19 protein-coding genes are annotated in these 16,927 nt (G+C 66.6%); 14 read left to right on the top strand and 5 right to left on the bottom strand.

From position 1 onward, the window contains the following. Positions 1–1,149, bottom strand: a complete 1,149-nt coding sequence (locus ABIB26_RS15030; protein WP_354244650.1) for a ScyD/ScyE family protein — start codon at positions 1,147–1,149, stop codon at positions 1–3. A 200-nt stretch (positions 1,150–1,349) separates the two neighbouring features. Between ABIB26_RS15030 and ABIB26_RS15025 the strand changes: the two genes are divergently transcribed. Both ABIB26_RS15025 and trxA read left to right on the top strand, forming a co-directional pair. Then, positions 1,350–1,835 (top strand): nucleoside deaminase, encoded by a 486-nt coding sequence (locus tag ABIB26_RS15025; RefSeq protein ID WP_354244649.1) that lies wholly within the window; start codon positions 1,350–1,352, stop codon positions 1,833–1,835. A gap of 112 nt (positions 1,836–1,947) precedes the next feature. Next, entirely contained in the window at positions 1,948–2,370 is a 423-nt protein-coding gene (trxA, locus tag ABIB26_RS15020; protein WP_354244647.1) for a thioredoxin, read from the top strand. Positions 2,371–2,469: 99 nt separating this feature from the next. On the opposite strand, the gene ABIB26_RS15015 is transcribed toward trxA, so the two are convergent. Together ABIB26_RS15015 and ABIB26_RS15010 are read right to left on the bottom strand one after the other, a co-directional pair. After that, positions 2,470–2,679, bottom strand: coding sequence for a hypothetical protein (locus ABIB26_RS15015; protein WP_354244645.1), 210 nt, complete (start codon positions 2,677–2,679; stop codon positions 2,470–2,472). A 112-nt stretch (positions 2,680–2,791) separates the two neighbouring features. After that, entirely contained in the window at positions 2,792–3,949 is a 1,158-nt protein-coding gene (locus tag ABIB26_RS15010; RefSeq protein WP_354244643.1) for a pyridoxal phosphate-dependent aminotransferase, read from the bottom strand. Between the two features lie 118 nt (positions 3,950–4,067). On the opposite strand from ABIB26_RS15010, the gene truB reads away from it, so the two are divergent. From truB to ABIB26_RS14995, 3 genes are read left to right on the top strand one after another with little or no spacing between them, the layout of a single operon-like run. Then, positions 4,068–5,066 (top strand): tRNA pseudouridine(55) synthase TruB, encoded by a 999-nt coding sequence (gene truB, locus ABIB26_RS15005; RefSeq protein WP_354244641.1) that lies wholly within the window; start codon positions 4,068–4,070, stop codon positions 5,064–5,066. Next, positions 5,066–5,419, top strand: coding sequence for a hypothetical protein (locus tag ABIB26_RS15000; protein ID WP_354244639.1), 354 nt, complete (start codon positions 5,066–5,068; stop codon positions 5,417–5,419). Before truB ends, ABIB26_RS15000 begins: the two co-directional genes overlap by 1 nt. A gap of 1 nt (position 5,420) precedes the next feature. Next, a complete protein-coding gene (locus tag ABIB26_RS14995) occupies positions 5,421–5,909 on the top strand; it encodes a hypothetical protein (protein WP_502913682.1) in 489 nt (162 codons plus the stop codon). 92 nt (positions 5,910–6,001) lie between these two features. Here ABIB26_RS14995 and ABIB26_RS14990 read toward each other — a convergent pair whose 3' ends face one another. Continuing rightward, positions 6,002–6,589, bottom strand: a complete 588-nt coding sequence (locus tag ABIB26_RS14990) for an NUDIX domain-containing protein (protein WP_354244636.1) — start codon at positions 6,587–6,589, stop codon at positions 6,002–6,004. 130 nt (positions 6,590–6,719) lie between these two features. Between ABIB26_RS14990 and ABIB26_RS14985 the strand changes: the two genes are divergently transcribed. Then, positions 6,720–8,438 carry an HNH endonuclease signature motif containing protein gene (locus tag ABIB26_RS14985; protein ID WP_354244633.1) on the top strand — a complete coding sequence of 573 codons (1,719 nt, stop codon included), beginning with the start codon at positions 6,720–6,722 and terminating at the stop codon, positions 8,436–8,438. A gap of 47 nt (positions 8,439–8,485) precedes the next feature. Here ABIB26_RS14985 and ABIB26_RS14980 read toward each other — a convergent pair whose 3' ends face one another. Further along, on the bottom strand, positions 8,486–8,932 hold the full coding sequence (locus tag ABIB26_RS14980; protein WP_354244631.1) for a hypothetical protein: 447 nt from the start codon (positions 8,930–8,932) through the stop codon (positions 8,486–8,488). A gap of 188 nt (positions 8,933–9,120) precedes the next feature. Here ABIB26_RS14980 and ABIB26_RS14975 point away from each other — a divergent pair, with 188 nt between their 5' ends. From ABIB26_RS14975 to ABIB26_RS14940, 8 genes are all read left to right on the top strand, one after another. After that, positions 9,121–9,543: an SRPBCC family protein gene (locus tag ABIB26_RS14975; RefSeq protein WP_354244628.1), complete on the top strand. Its 423-nt coding sequence runs from the start codon at positions 9,121–9,123 to the stop codon at positions 9,541–9,543. Continuing rightward, positions 9,540–9,953 carry an EVE domain-containing protein gene (locus ABIB26_RS14970; protein WP_354244625.1) on the top strand — a complete coding sequence of 138 codons (414 nt, stop codon included), beginning with the start codon at positions 9,540–9,542 and terminating at the stop codon, positions 9,951–9,953. Before ABIB26_RS14975 ends, ABIB26_RS14970 begins: the two co-directional genes overlap by 4 nt. A gap of 28 nt (positions 9,954–9,981) precedes the next feature. Further along, on the top strand, positions 9,982–10,464 hold the full coding sequence (locus tag ABIB26_RS14965) for a MarR family winged helix-turn-helix transcriptional regulator (protein ID WP_354244622.1): 483 nt from the start codon (positions 9,982–9,984) through the stop codon (positions 10,462–10,464). Between the two features lie 155 nt (positions 10,465–10,619). Then, the gene (locus ABIB26_RS14960; protein ID WP_354244620.1) at positions 10,620–11,639 is read left to right on the top strand and encodes a bifunctional riboflavin kinase/FAD synthetase; all 1,020 of its coding nucleotides are present in this window, start codon (positions 10,620–10,622) and stop codon (positions 11,637–11,639) included. Between the two features lie 107 nt (positions 11,640–11,746). After that, positions 11,747–12,601, top strand: coding sequence for a tryptophan 2,3-dioxygenase (gene kynA / locus ABIB26_RS14955; protein ID WP_354244618.1), 855 nt, complete (start codon positions 11,747–11,749; stop codon positions 12,599–12,601). Continuing rightward, positions 12,598–13,881: a kynureninase gene (locus ABIB26_RS14950; RefSeq protein ID WP_354244615.1), complete on the top strand. Its 1,284-nt coding sequence runs from the start codon at positions 12,598–12,600 to the stop codon at positions 13,879–13,881. Before kynA ends, ABIB26_RS14950 begins: the two co-directional genes overlap by 4 nt. A gap of 140 nt (positions 13,882–14,021) precedes the next feature. Next, the gene (gene rpsO, locus ABIB26_RS14945) at positions 14,022–14,291 is read left to right on the top strand and encodes a 30S ribosomal protein S15 (protein WP_354244612.1); all 270 of its coding nucleotides are present in this window, start codon (positions 14,022–14,024) and stop codon (positions 14,289–14,291) included. 247 nt (positions 14,292–14,538) lie between these two features. Next, positions 14,539–16,797 (top strand): polyribonucleotide nucleotidyltransferase, encoded by a 2,259-nt coding sequence (locus tag ABIB26_RS14940; RefSeq protein ID WP_354244610.1) that lies wholly within the window; start codon positions 14,539–14,541, stop codon positions 16,795–16,797. The last annotated feature ends 130 nt before the right edge of the window (positions 16,798–16,927 follow it).

Raw genomic sequence — 16,927 nt, 5'->3', positions numbered from 1 at the left:
TCAGTCGTCCGAGTCACGGGACTCCCGGCCCAGTTTCAACATCATGACCTGCCCGTTCGGGGCCGTGGGGTCGGACGGCAGCGCATTCACGGTGGCGCACAGCGTTGACCCACGGAGATCGACGTCGGCCGTCGAGCCCGCGGCCAGCACCACGCTGGTCTTGCCGGTGTGTCCGTCCAGCTTGAGGACGCCGTCGCCGAACAAGGACGCAAGGTACACATCGCCGTTCTGGTCCACGGCTATCCCGGTAGGGGACATGATCCCTTCAGCCAGCAACTTCACGTGCCCGTGCTCCGGATCGACCGTGAAGACAGCCCCGCGGGCACCGGCGGCAGGGCTCTCCGGACCGCCCGGCAGGGTTGACACGTAGAGCCGGCCGTCCGGGCCCACCGCGACGTCCGTCGGCACCGGCTCGAAGGCGTAGGACCGGCCCACCACGCAGGGCGGCAGGTGCAGCTCTGCCGCAACAGCGGCCGAGATCCGGGACGGACGTGGCGGCAGTACCGCGACGGTTTCCGTCTTGCCGGACCGAAGATCCACCGACACCACGGTGTTCGCCCCGGCATCGGCGGCGTACACGGTGCCATCGGAGACTGCGATCCCATAGGGATGGGAGTCCACCTCGCCGGTATAGGAGGCAGGAAGCTCCGGCGGGAGCTGCGAAGCACAGTCCGCGGGAAGATCGCGGAAGCCGTAGTGGGCACCGCCGTCGGCATTGTCCTTCTTTTCCAGTGCCGCGAAGTCGCCGATGGTCCGCTGGCCGCCGTCGTCCGCAATGATCCGCACATGGGAGGCGAGATCCCGATGGTCCTCGGGTCCGGCTCCCTGGCTCTCCAGGACGTAGGTGGCGGAACCATGGTGGGTGTTCCCGGCGACCTCCCACTCGGTGTTTTCGTAGAGTACCTTTTTGGTGCCGTCAGCGGCGATCCGGGTCAGCCTGCTGGCGAACTCCTCGCTGACCGTCACCGAGCCGTTGCGGCCGGCGCTGACATGAAGCGGTCCCACGAGGCCATCAGTCAGCCGGACCGGTGCACTCCCTGCGGGGCCGTCTGCGGTGGTCCCTTCCGGCGCTTCAGCAGCCGCAGGACCTGCAGCGATGAAGAGGGCCGCCGTGGCGGCCGCAGCCAGCAAAGCCAATTGTTTTCTCATGGTGTGCTCCAAGGCGGTTGATGAACAATCCACAGCTTTGAGACCATTTCGACCACCTATTCGACCTCCGATTGAGGCCGGGCAGGCGGCCGGAAAAACGCAGCTGCCCTATGGGCGGATTTTATTCCGCAGCGCCGGCAAAGTCGACGTCGAATGTCTTCCTCCGCGGCCGAAGGCAGGCCACTGGCTATGATCGGACCATGGATACGCCCCACACAGCAGCAGAGGCCGCCGAGTACCTGAACCAGGCAATCCGCCTCGCTGTCCGCAACGTGGCCGACGGCGGCGGACCCTTCGGAGCAGTCGTGGTCACCGCGGACGGCCGGGCCTACGACGGCGTCAACCGCGTGACCCGGGACAACGACCCGACGGCCCACGCCGAAGTCGTGGCCATCCGCAATGCGGCCTCCGCGGCTGCCAGCTTCGACCTCAGCGGCGCCGTACTGTACGCCAGTTGCGAGCCGTGCCCGCTCTGCCTCGCTGCGGCCTTGTGGGCCCGGGTGGGTCAGGTGTATTTCGCGGCCGACCGGAATGCTGCCGCCGCCGCCGGCTTCGACGACGCCCTCTTCTACGAGTACTTCGAGGGGGCACGCCCGGAACTGATGCCGGTGCGCGAAGCTGCCGTTCCGGCGTCGGACCTGCCGTTCCAGGCCTGGCGCGACAACCCGGACCGCACCGAATACTGAGCGCGTGTCCTGGGAAGGGGCCGGCGGAGGGACTTTTGACTCTAGGAGGGCGCTGAACAGTGGCGTCCCATGGAACCATGACGGCGAGTACACGGGAAAACAGCGGCGAGCCGTGGTCTCGGGCCTGATCCAGTGTCCCCGTTGCGGGAAAACCAACCGGATTCCGACTGCGGCGTCCGGACACCCGCGTTGCGGCCACTGCCGAACGGACCTTCCGTGGATCGTAGAGGCCAGCGACCCGGACTTCGGAGTGATTGCCGAACAGTCCTCGACGCCGGCCCTGATCGACTTCTGGGCTGCGTGGTGCGGGCCGTGCAGGATGGTCAGCCCCGTCCTGGACAAACTGGCCTGTGAACGGGCCGGGCGGGTCAAGCTCGTCAAGGTCGACGTCGACAAGTCGCCCCTGCTATCGCGCCGCTTCGATGTCCAGGCCATTCCCACCATGCTCGTGATCCGGGACGGAAAAGTCGTGGCCCGGCAGACGGGGGCTCCGACGGCGGCTGCCCTCCGCAGCTGGCTTGACGGGGCACTTTGACGGGGCGCAGTCCTGGAAACCCACCTGCGCGTCCGCTCTTCACGCCTCCCGAAAACACGCCTCCCGAAACGTGACGGCGATTCCTTTAGCGGCGATTCCTCAGCGGCGCCTGCCCCGAGCCCCGCGGGCACCCAGGCCGCCCAGCAGGGGCGAACCCATACCCAGCAGGAACCCGAGGTCGTACCAGTTTCCGGCGCGGGCGGTGTTGTAGAAGGGGAACTCGCCCCACTGCCCAAAAACATGGACGATCAACACAATCCACGCCGTAATCCCGTTCCAGATGCCCCAAAGCAAGTCCTGCCACCACATGCCTTACCTCCCGACGGAACCATGTAACCCGGCTGCCATGCGTCCTGGGTTCAGGCTAAGGGCAACGGCGCCGGGGCACTAGGGACTATGGGCCCTTCGGCCGGGCCGCCATTCAGCCCTGCCGGGCCGGGAGCCGGCTGAGGCCTTCCACGAGTTCGTCCTGGCTGCTGCAGAGCGCAATCCGGATCCAGCCCTCGCCGATCGGGCCGAAGGCAGTGCCGGGGGCGAAGGCCACCCCGGAGCCGGCCAGGAAACACCGGACCCAGGACCGGACGTCGCCGCCGCTGACGTGCGACACGTCCCCCCAAAGGTAGAAGGCCCCCTGAGCCTTGAGGAACGGGATCCCCTTGGACTCCAAGACGGCCGAGGCGGCGTCCCGGTTGGCCCGGTAGTGGGCGTGGGCATGGCTGACGTAGTCCTGCGGGCCCGTGAGCGCGGCGAGCGCCGCGTACTGCGATGGCGAGGCGACACAGGAGACAATCGACTCCATCACGTTGTTCATCTTCTGCTCCAGGCCGGGCGGGCAGATCAGCGCCCCGATCCGCAGCCCTGTCAGACCGTAGGTCTTGGACAGTGTCAGCGAGGTGAACACGCGGGCTTCGCCCGGGACGTCGCTGTCGAAGCGGGCAGCGCTCACGTGCGGGACGTCGTAGGTGAACGCCTCGTAGCATTCGTCGGAGATGATCCACAGATCGTGGCGCCGGGCCAGTTCTACCAGGCTGCGCGTGAGCTCCTCGCCCAGGACAGCCCCCAACGGGTTGGACGGCGAATTCAGGATCAGGACCCTCGTCCGCGGCGTGATGAGCTCCTCGATGTCCTCGATCCGTGGCTGGAAGTCGTGCTCCGGATACAGCGGGTAGCGCACGGGGACTGCATGCAGCAGGCTGCTGGTCATCGCGAAGGTGGGGTAGCCCGGGTTGGGAATCAGGATTTCGTCGCCGGGTGAAAGCAGCAGGCTCATGGCGAAGTGCAGGCCCTGCTGGGCGCCGTCGACGACGTAGACCCGGTCCGCACCGACCGGCGTCGCGTTGTGTTCCCGGAACCTGGCCGCAAAGGCCTCGCGCAGCGCCGGGATGCCGGCGTTGGGCGTGTAGTTGGTTTCGTCACGGTCCAGGCAGGCCATGCCGGCCTCGAGGATGTGGCGGGGGAGGGCGAAGCCCGGCTCGCCGATGCTCAGGACGATGGCGCCGGGGGTACCCCAGGCAGCTTCGGTGATCTCGCGGATCTGGTTGGCGGGGACGTCGCGGATGTGGGCGGCAAGCTCGGGCATGTCTGCCATCCTAACCGCCTGCGCCTAACCGCCCGCGGGTTCCCGGAGCGGCTGTGGGCGGGAGGCCCGGCCGGGGCTGGTCGTCTGGGGCGGGCCCCGCGCAGATATACTGGGAAGCGTGCTTTCTGGACTGGTGATAGTGGACAAGCCGCAAGGCTGGACCAGCCACGATGTGGTTGGACGGATGCGGCGGCTCGCCGGTACCCGAAAGGTGGGCCACGCCGGCACCCTGGATCCGATGGCCACCGGCGTCCTGGTGATCGGCATCAACAAGGCCACGCGGCTGCTGACCTACATCGTGGGCACCTCCAAGACCTATACGGCGACCATCCGGCTGGGTGAATCAACCGTGACGGACGACGCCGAGGGCGAGGTCACTGCCACGCACAGTGCCGCCTCGGTCACCGAAGAGGCCGTCCTGGCCGGCGTCGCCGCCTTGACCGGCGAGATCGAGCAGGTTCCCAGCAGCGTCAGCGCCATCAAGGTCAACGGCGAACGCGCCTACGCCCGGGTCCGTTCCGGCGAGGAGGTCAAACTGGCCGCCCGTCCGGTCACCATCCACCGCTTCGAGGTCCACGAGGTCCGCCCCGCGCGCGACGGCGAGGCGCTGGACGTGGACGTCACGGTTGAGTGTTCCTCCGGCACCTACATCCGGGCCCTCGCCCGCGACCTGGGCAACGCGCTCGGCGTCGGCGGCCACCTCACGGCGCTGCGCAGGACCCAGGTGGGTCCGTACACGCTTGACCAGGCGCACACACTGGAGCAGCTGGCTGAAGAACTGGACGTGCTGGAAATGTCCCGGGCCGCGCGGGCACTGATGCCGAACCGTGAACTCAGCGACGAGGAAACCACCGAGATTTCCTTTGGCCGCAGGATCCCAGCGGGAGCGTCGGCCGGTACCCCCGAAGCCGCGACGGCGGACAAGCCGGCGGCGGGGTTCGCCCCGGACGGCACCCTCGTGGCACTGCTGGCCGACGCGGGAAGCTACGCCAAACCCGTGCTCGTCTTCGCCCCGGACAACGAGAAGCGCGCCGCCACGCAAGCGGCTCCGGAACAGCGGGGCCCGGGGCAGCAGGCCCCATCCCAGCAGGCCCCATCCCGGCAGGCCGGGCAGTAGTGGACGCGTATTTCTACATTATCCTGGCGGTCGGGCTGATCTCCAGCGTCATCTGCCTCACCGCCGGCATCCTCAAGAAGGCCCCGAACGACACGACGATCCTGTCCGTCGCCGCCGTCGAACTGTCCCTGCTGGTGTACCTGGTCGGTTCAATCGTCAGGGTCGCGGCCGGGGAGCACATCGCGGGGGAGACGTGGGAGTTTTGGGGCTACTTGCTGACCGCCCTGATGCTGCCCGTCGGCGCGGTGTACTGGTCCATCCTGGAGCGCACGCGCTGGAGCAACTTTGTCCTGGCCGCCGTCGGCGTCACCGCACTCGTGATGGCGGCACGGATGAACCAGATCTGGTACTGACTTGGAAGAGGCAAGAAACGTGACGGCAAAACCTTCGAACAAGGACACCGGGGCGCACACCACTGCGACAGAATCCGCGACGCCGGCGTTGGACACCCGGAATACCGGTCCCGGCCGGCTGTTGATCGCCGTTTACGCGGTGTTTGCCCTTTCGGCGACTGCCCGGGCCGGCTACCAGATCCTCACGAAGTTCTCCGAGGCGCCGCTGGCCTACCTGTTGTCTGCCTTCGCCGCCGTCGTCTACGTCGTGGCTACGGTATCCCTCGCGAAGGCCGGCCGCACCTGGTTCAAGGTGTCCGTCTCGGCTGTGCTGGTGGAGCTGATCGGAGTGCTGGTGGTCGGGGCGCTCAGCGTGTTCGACTCCGTGAACTTCCCGCACGAGACCGTCTGGTCCCTGTTCGGCCGCGGCTACGCCTTCATTCCGCTGGTGCTGCCCGTCCTGGGCCTTATCTGGCTGTACCGCCGTCGTCCGGCCCCGAAGCAGGCCTGACGCGTTTCAGTTGCTTTAGTTGCTAAGCCGGGGTTACCGCTGGGTCTGGGCCGCTTGGGTCTGGGCCGCTCGGTTCCGCCGCCGGTGAATTGTCAGTGCGCTTCGGTGCCTGTAGCCGACTCGGTCTCAATTCCGGTTTCCATGCCGGTCTCCATGCCGAGTAGCCGGCGGCGCAGTGCCGGCCAGGACGCGGCAAAACCCGGGTGCAGTTCCTTGTCGCGGACCTGGTCTACCGGGACCCACTGGAGCTCCAGACTTTCGGGGTCGCTGATGGCTGGCTCGAACAGTTCAATAACCTGCACCGCGACGGTGGTGTAGCTCCAGTACCCGACGTCGAATACCGAGGTGAAGAGGACCCGGACGTGGCCGGGCGGGACGGCGGCTTCTTCCTGGGCCTCTCGCAACGCCCCCTGAATGGCTTCTTCCCCCTCATGCAGGGCGCCGCCGGGGAGTCCCCAGGTTCCGCCCTGGTCGCTCCACAGGGCGCGGTGCTGGAGCAGGACTCCCTTGGCGGCGTCGTGAACAAGGAGCCCGGCCGAGCCGAAGCGCCCCCAGAACCTGCCGCGGCCGCCGTCGACCCATGCGTCGCCCGGATCGCGGGGACCGAGCGGCCGGCGGGGTTCGCCGGACAGTGGCCCTGCGAACGGTTCCCCGGGCTGCGGGACGAAGGTGCTATCCATCCCTACAGCTTGCCACGGTCTGGTCAGTGCCGGGCGTCGTGGGCCATGTCCGGTGGCCGGATTTCGGTGGCGGTTCCACAGGCGGTGGCTGGGGCGCTAAATTGTCGTACGCCTTTTGTAGTGTTTAGCTATGGAAGCCATTGGAGAATTCATCTCGGAGCAGGCCGCCCGGCCCGGGTCCGCGATTCCCACGGGCTTCCCCCAGCCGGCTGCCGCTGCCTGCGGCTCGGACGCCACGGATTGTTCCCTCACGGGGGCGCTTGCGCTGCTGCGAGATGCAACCACGACGGCGGCGGCAGATGCGGCGCTCTTTGGCGTGAGTGGCGCTTCGGACTTCGCCGGCCGTGTCGAGGAGCTCTCCCGCATGGCAGAGTACTTGCAGATCGTTGCCGCCGCCGCAGTCGACCGCACCCGCCACGACGCGCTAACGGCATCTGCAGCCGCAGCAGCAGGGAGCGGCTCGAGTACCGGAGCCCCTGCCGGCTGGTTGACCGGCTGGAATACTGCGGGGACCGCCGAGGCGGGCGCCCCCCAGGACGTTCCGCAAGGGACAGTCGCCGCGTTGGCGAAGGCGGCTGCGCCGGAATCCGTGGACGACGGGTACCGGGATACAACCGCGTTCTTGCGGGCGCGGCTACGGATCAGCGCCTCGGAAGCCCGACGCCGGCTTGCTCTGGCCAAGACCCTTCTGCCGCGTACCGGGATCGCGGGAAAGCCCCTTCCTCCGGCGCAGGAAGAGCTTGCTGCGGCGGTGGCCTCAGGAAGTATCGCTTCACGCGCCGCGACCATCATTGCGCTTGCGCTGGACCGTGTCCGGTATGCCGCCCCGCCAGAGACTGCCGCCCGGATGGAACACGCCCTGACCGTGACAGCTATGGAGAGCGACCACGATTTCCTGACCCGGATCGCCAAAGGCTGGATGGACGCCTTGGACCAGGACGGCGACGAACCCAGCGAAGAGGAACTGCGCCAGCGTCAGGGCGCGTTCATCCGGCGGACCAGCCGGGGGCTGCACCGTCTGGAAATCTTTGCCACGACAGACCAGTTCGAGCACCTGCTCACCGTCATGAACGTCGCCACGAACCCACGCATCGGCAACGTCACCACAGCTGCTGAGAATGTCGACGCCGCCGCTTCCTCAGCTCACCCTGCTTGCCCCGCCGGTGCGGATGCCGATGCGCCGGAGGAAGACGGTGCGGAACACCTGGATCAACGTTCCAGGCCGCAGCGACTCTTGGACGGTCTCGTGGGTGCCTGCAAGGCCGCGCTGGCCAGCGGGGGGCTGCCCTCGGCGGGAGGGCTCCGTCCGCAGGTCATGGTCACCATCGACTACCGGGATCTTCTGGGACGGCTCGAGGGCGCAGTCCCGCCCTACGGTATTCCCGGCTCGACCACAGGGATGCTTTCGACCGCAGGAGCGCTTTCGAACGCCGGAACGCTGATGTTTACTGGCCCGGTCACTGCCTCGACCGTGCGCAGGATCGCCTGCGATGCAGACGTCATCCCGGTCCTGCTCGGCGGAGAAGGCCGGATCCTGGACATCGGCCGCGCCTCACGCGTTTTCCCGCCCCATGTCCGGAAAGCCTTGGCCGCGCGGGACCGGGGATGCGCCTTTCCGCAATGCACCATTCCGGCGTCGTGGTGCGAGGCCCACCACATCAGCTACTGGTCCCGGGGCGGGAGCACGGGTACGGGAAATGGTGCCCTCCTGTGTTCACATCATCACCACCTGATTCACAAGGAACAGTGGACCATCCAGATGCGAAGTGGCATTCCCTGGTTCGTCCCGCCTCCGCACGTGGATCCACGCCAGGTGCCACGTCGAAACCGCTACTTCCGGCTGGAATGACGCAAGTCTGCCCAGCTTGTCCCGAAGGGCACCGGCCCCTGAAGGGCTCAGCCTGTCCTGAAGGGAAGCGGTGTGCCGCTTTCGAACGGCACAGCACCTTGGGCAGGGGTCTGCGTGAACCATTCACCGTCCTGATTGCGGGCATGGATCAGCATCCGTTGATTCCCGTCAAGCGGATCGCCGTCCGGATAGGTCTGGCCGCAGGTGACGGGTGTTGAGGCGATGCGCAGTGGTCCCGCCGTGGGCTCGCCTTTGAGAACAACCTCTACTTCCACCAGATGGATCCGTGCCCGGTAGCCGTAGATTTTGGTTTCCCCGTCCGTGCGGATGGGTTTCCCGATGACCACCAGGGCCGCGTCCTCGAACTGCTGCTGCGGCGACTCGAAGCGAATCCAATCGACGCATGTGTCCGTGGCTGCGCCGGGCAAGAGGCTGCAGCCAGCCGTCAGGGTGGAGGCCAGTAGTCCCAGAACCGTCAGCATCGGCGTCCGCATACTCCGAACCTAGCTGGCTGAGCGCAGGCGGTCTACAGGTACAACAGGGTTTCAAACGGATCCCGAGATGCCGTCCGTGATCTTGTTCCGCCGTCTCCGGGATCAACTAGCGGCGGCCAGGAATCTGACGCCGCAAAGAAGATTGCGGAGCCCTTGTCAGCCTGATAGTAAGCGCGCATACTATTTTTATGATCGAACTCGGACGAGGCCACGCCGTCTCCACCGCAAGCCCGGATTCCTACTTCGCGCTCTGGACGGACCATGCGACGTGGGCGTCGTGGTCTCCCGATACCGAATGGGTGAAGCTCGACGGACCCGTGCGGACGGGCACCCGGGGAACCATGAAGCCAAAAGGGGGACCGAGGACCAGATTCGTCATCAGCGTCTGCAGACCAGGCGAGGAATACACCGACACCACACTGCTACCCGGCGCCCAACTGGTGTTCCGGCACACCGCCGAGGCGCGCAGCAACGGCACGGTACTCGATGTCCTCGTGACCGTTTCGGGCCCCTTGGCGTTCATCTGGGCGAAGACCCTCGGGGCGGGCTTCCGGGACTCAGCCCAGGCCGATCTGGACCGCCTCGTGGGGCTCGCCGAGCGTGCAGCGTGACATCCTGGCTAGGCGTAGTCTCCGCGGAACATGTCCAGCGGGCCGTCGAGCTGGGCATTGCTCAACTCGGCCACGGGAAGCGTTCCGGCCTGGCGCGCATGCAGGAAGGCGACACCCTGATCGACTACTCACCGAGCCGCCGGCTGGGGGATACCGCTCCGTTGCGGCAGTTCACCGCCGTCGGAACGATTCCCGATAACGAGATCTGGCAGGCCGACGAGGGCTCCTTCACCCCTTTCCGGCGCAGGGTCCGCTATGAAGCGAGCCAGCCGGTGCCCCTCGAGGCCCTCAAAACCCGGTTGCAGCTGACAAGCACACCAAACTGGGGCTACCAGCTCCGCCGTGGACTCGTCGAACTGACGCCAGCCGATGCCGCGATCATCCGGTCCGCGATGTGCCGCGATGCGTGACGAGCACGAGGTACGGAATGCCGGGCGCATGAAGGCGCAGCTGCGCAGCGAATACTCCGACGCCGACGACAGCCCCGGCCTGATGCTGTGGCGCGTGACGAACTCCTGGCAGTCCGCGCAACGGGCGGCGCTCCAGCCATTCGGCCTCACGCACGTGCAATTCGTGCTGCTCGCTTCGCTGACCTGGCTCCAAACCGACCAGCCGGTCACCCAGCGCGCCGTCGCGGACCATGCCGGCACCGATCCCATGATGACGTCCCAGGTTCTCCGGGCCCTGGCAGCCAAAGGCCTCATCAGCCGCCGTCCCCACCCCACCGATGCGCGCGCGAGGGCGCTGATGGTGACCAAGAGCGGAGCCGGGCTCGCCAACGCCGCCGTTGCGGCCGTCGAGGAAACGGACCGCAGATTCTTTGCCCCGCTCGGGGCGGGGCAGCGCGACTTCACCGGCATGCTCAGCCGGCTGGCATCCCGGCAGCCTGCGTCGGCCGGAGAATCCGCAGCCGGTAACTAGCCGCCCGGAAGCCCCCGGCTTCGCGCGAAACAGCGTTCGGGAGGGCCGGCCGGGCCGTCCGGGGCCTGCAGCGATAGCGGGTAATCTTAGAGAGTTCCGGAGCCGGCACCCTTGCTCCGGAAGAGCTCATGGCAGGCAGCAAAAAGGCGAGGTTGATGGTCCACATCTGGAACGATCCGTCCGAAGTCCCGGCGGACTTCGGTCCTTCCGTCGTCACGTTCGGAAACTTCGACGGCGTGCACCGCGGCCACCAACAGGTGCTGTCCCAGCTCATCCGCATTGCCCGGCTGAACCACGCCCGCGCCGTCGCCATCACCTTCGATCCCCACCCCGCGCAGGTCCATCGGCCGGAGTCCGCGCCGGAACTGATCATGGGGCTGGAGGACAAGTTGGCGGCCCTCGGCGAGTTGGGCCTCGACGCAGTGCTGGTGATGAAGTACTCGCTCGAACTGGCCAGCCTCACTCCCGAGGAATTCGTCTCCTCCGTCCTGGTGGGCAGCCTCCGGGCCAGCCACGTGGTAATCGGCCATGATGCCCGCTTCGGCCGCGGCAACTCCGGGGACCTGCGCACGATGCAGGAACTCGGGAAAAAGCTCGGCTTCGAGGTGCTGGTCATCAGCGAGTTCGGTTCCGAGGGTTTCCCCATTCACGACGACGCCGGCAAGGACCGCCGCTGCTCCTCCACCTGGGTCCGCGAGGCCTTGCGGGAGGGCGACGTCGCCACCGCCGCCGCCGTCCTCGGCCGTCCGCACCGGATGCGCGGCGAAGTGGTGCACGGCGCCTCCCGCGGCCGCAACCTCGGATTCCCCACCGCCAACCTCGCCTCCAGTTCGAGCGGCTACATCCCAGCGGACGGCATTTACGCCGGTTGGCTGGTGGACCAGGCAGGCACCCGCTGGCCGGCCGCCATCTCGGTCGGCTCCAACCCCACCTTCGACGGCGTCAGCCGGCAGGTGGAAGCGCACGTGATCGGCCGTCCGGACGAGGCTGTGGAGGACTTCGATCTGTACGGCCAGACAGTAGTGGTGGAATTTGTCGCCAGACTGCGCGGCATGGTGGCGTACCGTGGCCCTGAAGCGTTGGTGGACCAGATGCGTTTGGACGTGGTCCAGGCCCACGACATCCTGTTTGCGCACCGGCCGCCCACCCAGTCGGCGCACCAACCGTACAACTGATTCATCAGCTGGCGTACCGGTGGTCCAATCCTGGGTTTCTGGGCCCCCGGGTCCCCGTGTCATTTCGCGGAACGATTCACAGCCCGTAGGCAAGGAAGGCAAGAGACGTGACCCTTGATAAGAATACGAGGGAGCTGGACAAAGATATTGTCCGCGATTTCAGCTCCCGGATGAGCTATGCGTCCTATCTGCAGCTGCCCACGCTGCTGAGCGCCCAGCAGCCGGTCAGCGCCCCGGAGCACCACGACGAGATGCTGTTCATCATCCAGCACCAGACCACGGAACTGTGGCTGAAACTGGTCCTGCATGAGCTCCGCAGCGCCGCCGGCTGGCTCCGCGCCGACGACCTCGGCTCGGCCCTGAAAGCGATCGCCCGGGTCAAGCACATCCAGAAGACGCTGACCGAGCAATGGTCCGTGCTGGCCACCCTCACGCCCACCGAGTACTCGCAATTCCGCGGCTTCCTGGGCAACTCCTCCGGGTTCCAGTCGAGCCAGTACCGGGCGGTCGAGTTCCTGCTCGGCAACAAGAACCGCAAGATGCTGCCGGTGTTCGAATCCGATCCGGAGGCCCACGCGATGCTGCTGGAGCTCCTCGAAGCCCCCAGCATCTACGACGACTTCCTCGGCTACCTCAAACGCCAGGGCTTCGACGTCCCGGCATCCCTGCTGGAGCGCGACGTCACGAAGGCCCACGAGTTCTGCCCCGAACTGGTCCCGGTGTTCAAGTACATCTACGAGAACGCGGCCGGCAACTGGGGCGCCTACGAAGCCTGCGAGGAACTCGTGGACCTGGAGGACAATTTCCAGCTCTGGCGCTTCCGCCACCTGCGCACTGTCCAGCGCACCATTGGCATGAAGTCAGGCACCGGCGGCTCCAGCGGCGCCGCGTTCCTGCAGAAGGCCCTTGAGCTGACCTTCTTCCCCGAGCTCTTCGCCGTCCGGACGGAGATCGGCCAATGAGCATGTCCGCCAGCACCGAAGCAACGGACACCCTGCGGCAGCGCGCCCGGGACCTCGACGCCGCCGACCCGCTCGCCGCGTACCGCGACCACTTCATCGGCACCGACACGGAACTGTCCTACCTCGACGGCAACTCCCTTGGCCGCCCGCTCAAGCGCACGGTCACGGACATCGGCAGCTTCATCCAGGACAGCTGGGGCGGCCGGCTGATCCGCGGCTGGGACGAGGAATGGCTCGAGCTCCCGCAGGCCATCGGGGACCAGCTCGGCCGCGCAGTCCTGGGCGCCGCACCGGGCCAGACCATCATCGCCGATTCCACCACCGTGGTGTTGTACAAACTGATCCGCGCCGCGCTGGCAGCCGTGACGGATCCGGCGCGGACCGAAATCGTGCTGGACACGGACAATTTCCCCACCGACCGCTACCTGGTCGAGGGCATCGCCCGCGAGGAGGGACTGACGCTGCGCTGGATCGACGCCGATCCCGCCTCCGGCGTGACCGTGGAGCAGGTGCGGGCCGCCACCGGGCCGGCCACCGCCGTCGTGGTCCTGAGCCAGATCGCCTACCGCTCCGGGTTCCTCGCGGATCTGCCGGGGATCACCGCTGCCGTGCACGACGCCGGCGCGCTGGTCGTGTGGGACCTGTGCCACTCCGCCGGCTCGGTGGAGATCGGCCTGGACACGGCAGGCGTCGATTTTGCCGCCGGGTGCACGTACAAGTACCTGAACGGGGGACCGGGCTCGCCTGCGTTCGCTTACGTCAACGCCCGGCACCTGCCCGGCCTGCAGCAGCCGATCTGGGGCTGGATGGGACGCAAGGACGCCTTTGAAATGGGCCCCGGCTATGAGGCCGCAGCCGGCATCCGGGGCTTCCTCAGCGGCACCCCGGCCATCTTCGGGATGCTCGCCATGCGCGGGACGCTTGACCTGCTCGAGGAGGCCGGGATGGCAGCCGTGCGGGAGAAATCGCGGAAGCTGACCGCGTTCGCCGTCGAACTCCACGACGCCTGGCTCGCGCCGGCCGGCGTGACGCTCGCAACCCCGAGGGAGCCGGAATTGCGGGGCAGCCACATCACGGTGGATCACCCTGTCTTCCGGGAAATGACGGCGACCCTGTGGGAGCAGGACGTCATTCCGGATTTCCGTGCGCCGCACGGCATCCGGATCGGACTCTCGCCCCTGAGTACCTCTTTCGCTGAGCTCCACCGCGGCGTCGCCGCCATCCGGGAACGGCTGCAGGGCGCCGGTTTCGACAAGATCACAAGCGTGCCGGTAAACTAAACGTTGGATCCGGCTGCAGTCCGTGGCGGCTGGTTCTTGGTGTGTACGGAAAACCCTCTGTTTCAGAACGGCGATCCGGCGCGGCACCCCCGGCAGTGAGTTACTGACTCGGGCCTCACGGCACATCTCTAGGAGTCATCGTGGCACTTGAAGCCGCTGTAAAGCAGTCCATCATCAAGGATTTCGCAACGTCCGAGGCCGATACCGGTTCGCCGGAGGTCCAGGTTGCAGTCCTGACTCAGCGGATCAAGGATCTCACTGAGCACATGAAGGTGCACAAGCACGATTACCACACCCAGCGCGGTCTGCTGGCCATGGTCGGTCGTCGCAAGCGCATGCTGACCTACCTCAAGAACACTGACATCACCCGCTACCGTGCGCTCATCGAGCGTCTCGGCCTGCGCCGCTAGTCAGCTTTAGGGGGCGGCCCCTTCCGGAACGGAAAGGGCCGCCTTCTTCAAACAAAACTCAACAGGAGGATCAACCGCATCACGCATTCGCGGTCCTCGGTAGTGATCTCCGGGAACGGCTTCAAGGAAATGAGGCCCGGCCCGTGGGTCTCGATCGATGACCGGGTGCAGTGCAGGCCAGTAGACAGATGCTGGACTGGGTTGATGCGGCTGGGCTCCGTGAACCATGAAACGGAGGTGACTCTCTATGGAGGGTCCCGAAATCCAGTTCTCAGAAGCAGTCATTGACAATGGCCGCTTCGGCAAGCGTGTAATCCGCTTTGAAACCGGCCGCCTTGCCAAGCAGGCAGCCGGCGCAGCGATGGTCTACCTCGACGAGGAGACCGCGCTGCTGTCCGCCACCACCGCCGGCAAGCACCCGCGTGAAGGCTTCGACTTCTTCCCGCTGACCGTCGACGTCGAAGAGCGCATGTACGCCGCCGGCCGCATCCCGGGCTCGTTCTTCCGCCGCGAAGGCCGCCCCTCCACGGAAGCCATCCTGGCCTGCCGCCTGATGGACCGCCCGCTGCGCCCCGCCTTCGTCAAGGGCCTGCGCAACGAGGTCCAGATCGTCGTCACCGTGCTCTCCATCAACCCGGACGAGCTCTACGACGTGGTCGCGATCAACGCGTCCTCGATGTCCACCCAGCTTTCCGGCCTGCCCTTCTCCGGCCCGATCGGCGGCGTCCGCGTTGCCCTCGTCGCCGACGAGAACGGCTCGCAGTGGGTTGCGTTCCCGAAGCACTCCCAGCTTGAGAACGCTGTCTTCAACATGGTTGTCGCCGGCCGCATCGCCGGTGACGACGTCGCCATCATGATGGTTGAAGCCGAAGCCACCGACAACTCCTGGAACCTCATCAAGGAACAGGGCGCTACCGCCCCGACCGAAGAGGTTGTCTCGGAAGGCCTCGAGGCTGCCAAGCCGTTCATCAAGGCCCTTTGCGAAGCACAGTCCGACCTGGCAGCCCGCGCCGCCAAGCCGACCGTCGAGTTCCCGGTCTTCCTGGACTACCAGGACGACGTCTACTCCGCTGTGGAGTCCGCTGCCGCCGAGAAGCTGGCCGCTGTCTTCCAGATTGCCGACAAGCAGGAACGCGACACCGCATCGGACGAGCTCAAGGACGAGGTCACCTCTTCCCTGGCCGGCCAGTTCGAAGGCCGCGAGAAGGAGCTGTCCGCAGCCTTCCGCTCCGTCACCAAGCAGGTTGTGCGCCAGCGCATCCTCACGGACCAGATCCGCATCGACGGCCGCGGCCTGACGGACATCCGCCAGCTCACCGCCGAGGTTGAGGTTCTGCCCCGCGTCCACGGCTCGGCCATCTTCGAACGCGGCGAGACCCAGATCATGGGTGTCACCACGCTGAACATGCTCAAGATGGAACAGCAGATCGACTCGCTGTCTCCCGTGACGCGCAAGCGCTACATGCACAACTACAACTTCCCGCCGTACTCCACCGGCGAGACCGGCCGCGTCGGTTCCCCGAAGCGCCGCGAAATCGGCCACGGTGCCCTCGCAGAGCGCGCCATCATGCCGGTGCTGCCCTCCCGCGAGGAATTCCCCTACGCCATCCGCCAGGTGTCTGAGGCTCTCAGCTCCAACGGTTCGACGTCGATGGGTTCCGTTTGCGCCTCCACGTTGTCCCTGCTCAACGCAGGCGTGCCGCTGAAGGCTGCCGTTGCCGGTATCGCCATGGGCCTGGTCTCTGACCAGGTCGACGGCCAGACCCGCTACGCCGCCCTGACCGATATCCTCGGCGCCGAAGACGCCTTCGGCGACATGGACTTCAAGGTTGCCGGCACCGCCGAGTTCGTCACGGCCATCCAGCTGGACACGAAGCTCGACGGCATCCCGGCCTCGGTCCTGGCCGCCGCCCTGAAGCAGGCCCGCGAAGCGCGCCTGCACATCCTGGACGTCCTGAACTCCGCGATCGACACCCCGGACGAGCTCTCCGAGTTCGCGCCGCGCGTCATCGCGGTCAAGATCCCGGTAGACAAGATCGGCGAGGTCATCGGGCCGAAGGGCAAGATGATCAACCAGATCCAGGAAGACACCGGAGCCGACATCTCGATCGAGGACGACGGAACTGTCTACATCGGCGCCACCAATGGCCCGTCTGCCGACGCAGCACGGTCCGCGATCAACGCCATCGCCAACCCGCAGATCCCGGAAATCGGCGAACGCTACCTGGGCACGGTGGTCAAGACCACCACCTTCGGCGCCTTCGTTTCCCTGACCCCGGGCAAGGACGGCCTCCTGCACATCTCCGAGCTGCGCAAGATCGCCGGCGGCAAGCGCGTTGACAACGTCGAGGACGTCGTCGCCGTGGGCCAGAAGATCCAGGTGGAAATCACCAAGATCGACGACCGCGGAAAGCTGTCCCTCTCGCCCGTTGTGGCTGGCGAGGCAGGCTCAGAAAACGCAGAACACGCCGACAACGCTGAGGTCTCCCTGGAGTCCGCAGAATAGTCTGACCTGTTCCAAGCGGCGGGGCCGGTGGATCATCCACCGGCCCCGCCGCCGTTTAAGCCGTCGCCGTAAGTGCCGCTGCCGGACCGTTGGGGTAGCGTCCCGCTGGTACGATTGCAGGCAGATTTGG

The organism is Arthrobacter sp. UYEF20 (genome assembly GCF_040546335.1).
GTDB lineage: Bacteria > Actinomycetota > Actinomycetes > Actinomycetales > Micrococcaceae > Arthrobacter.
This window is presented reverse-complemented; position numbering and strand designations above follow the sequence as displayed.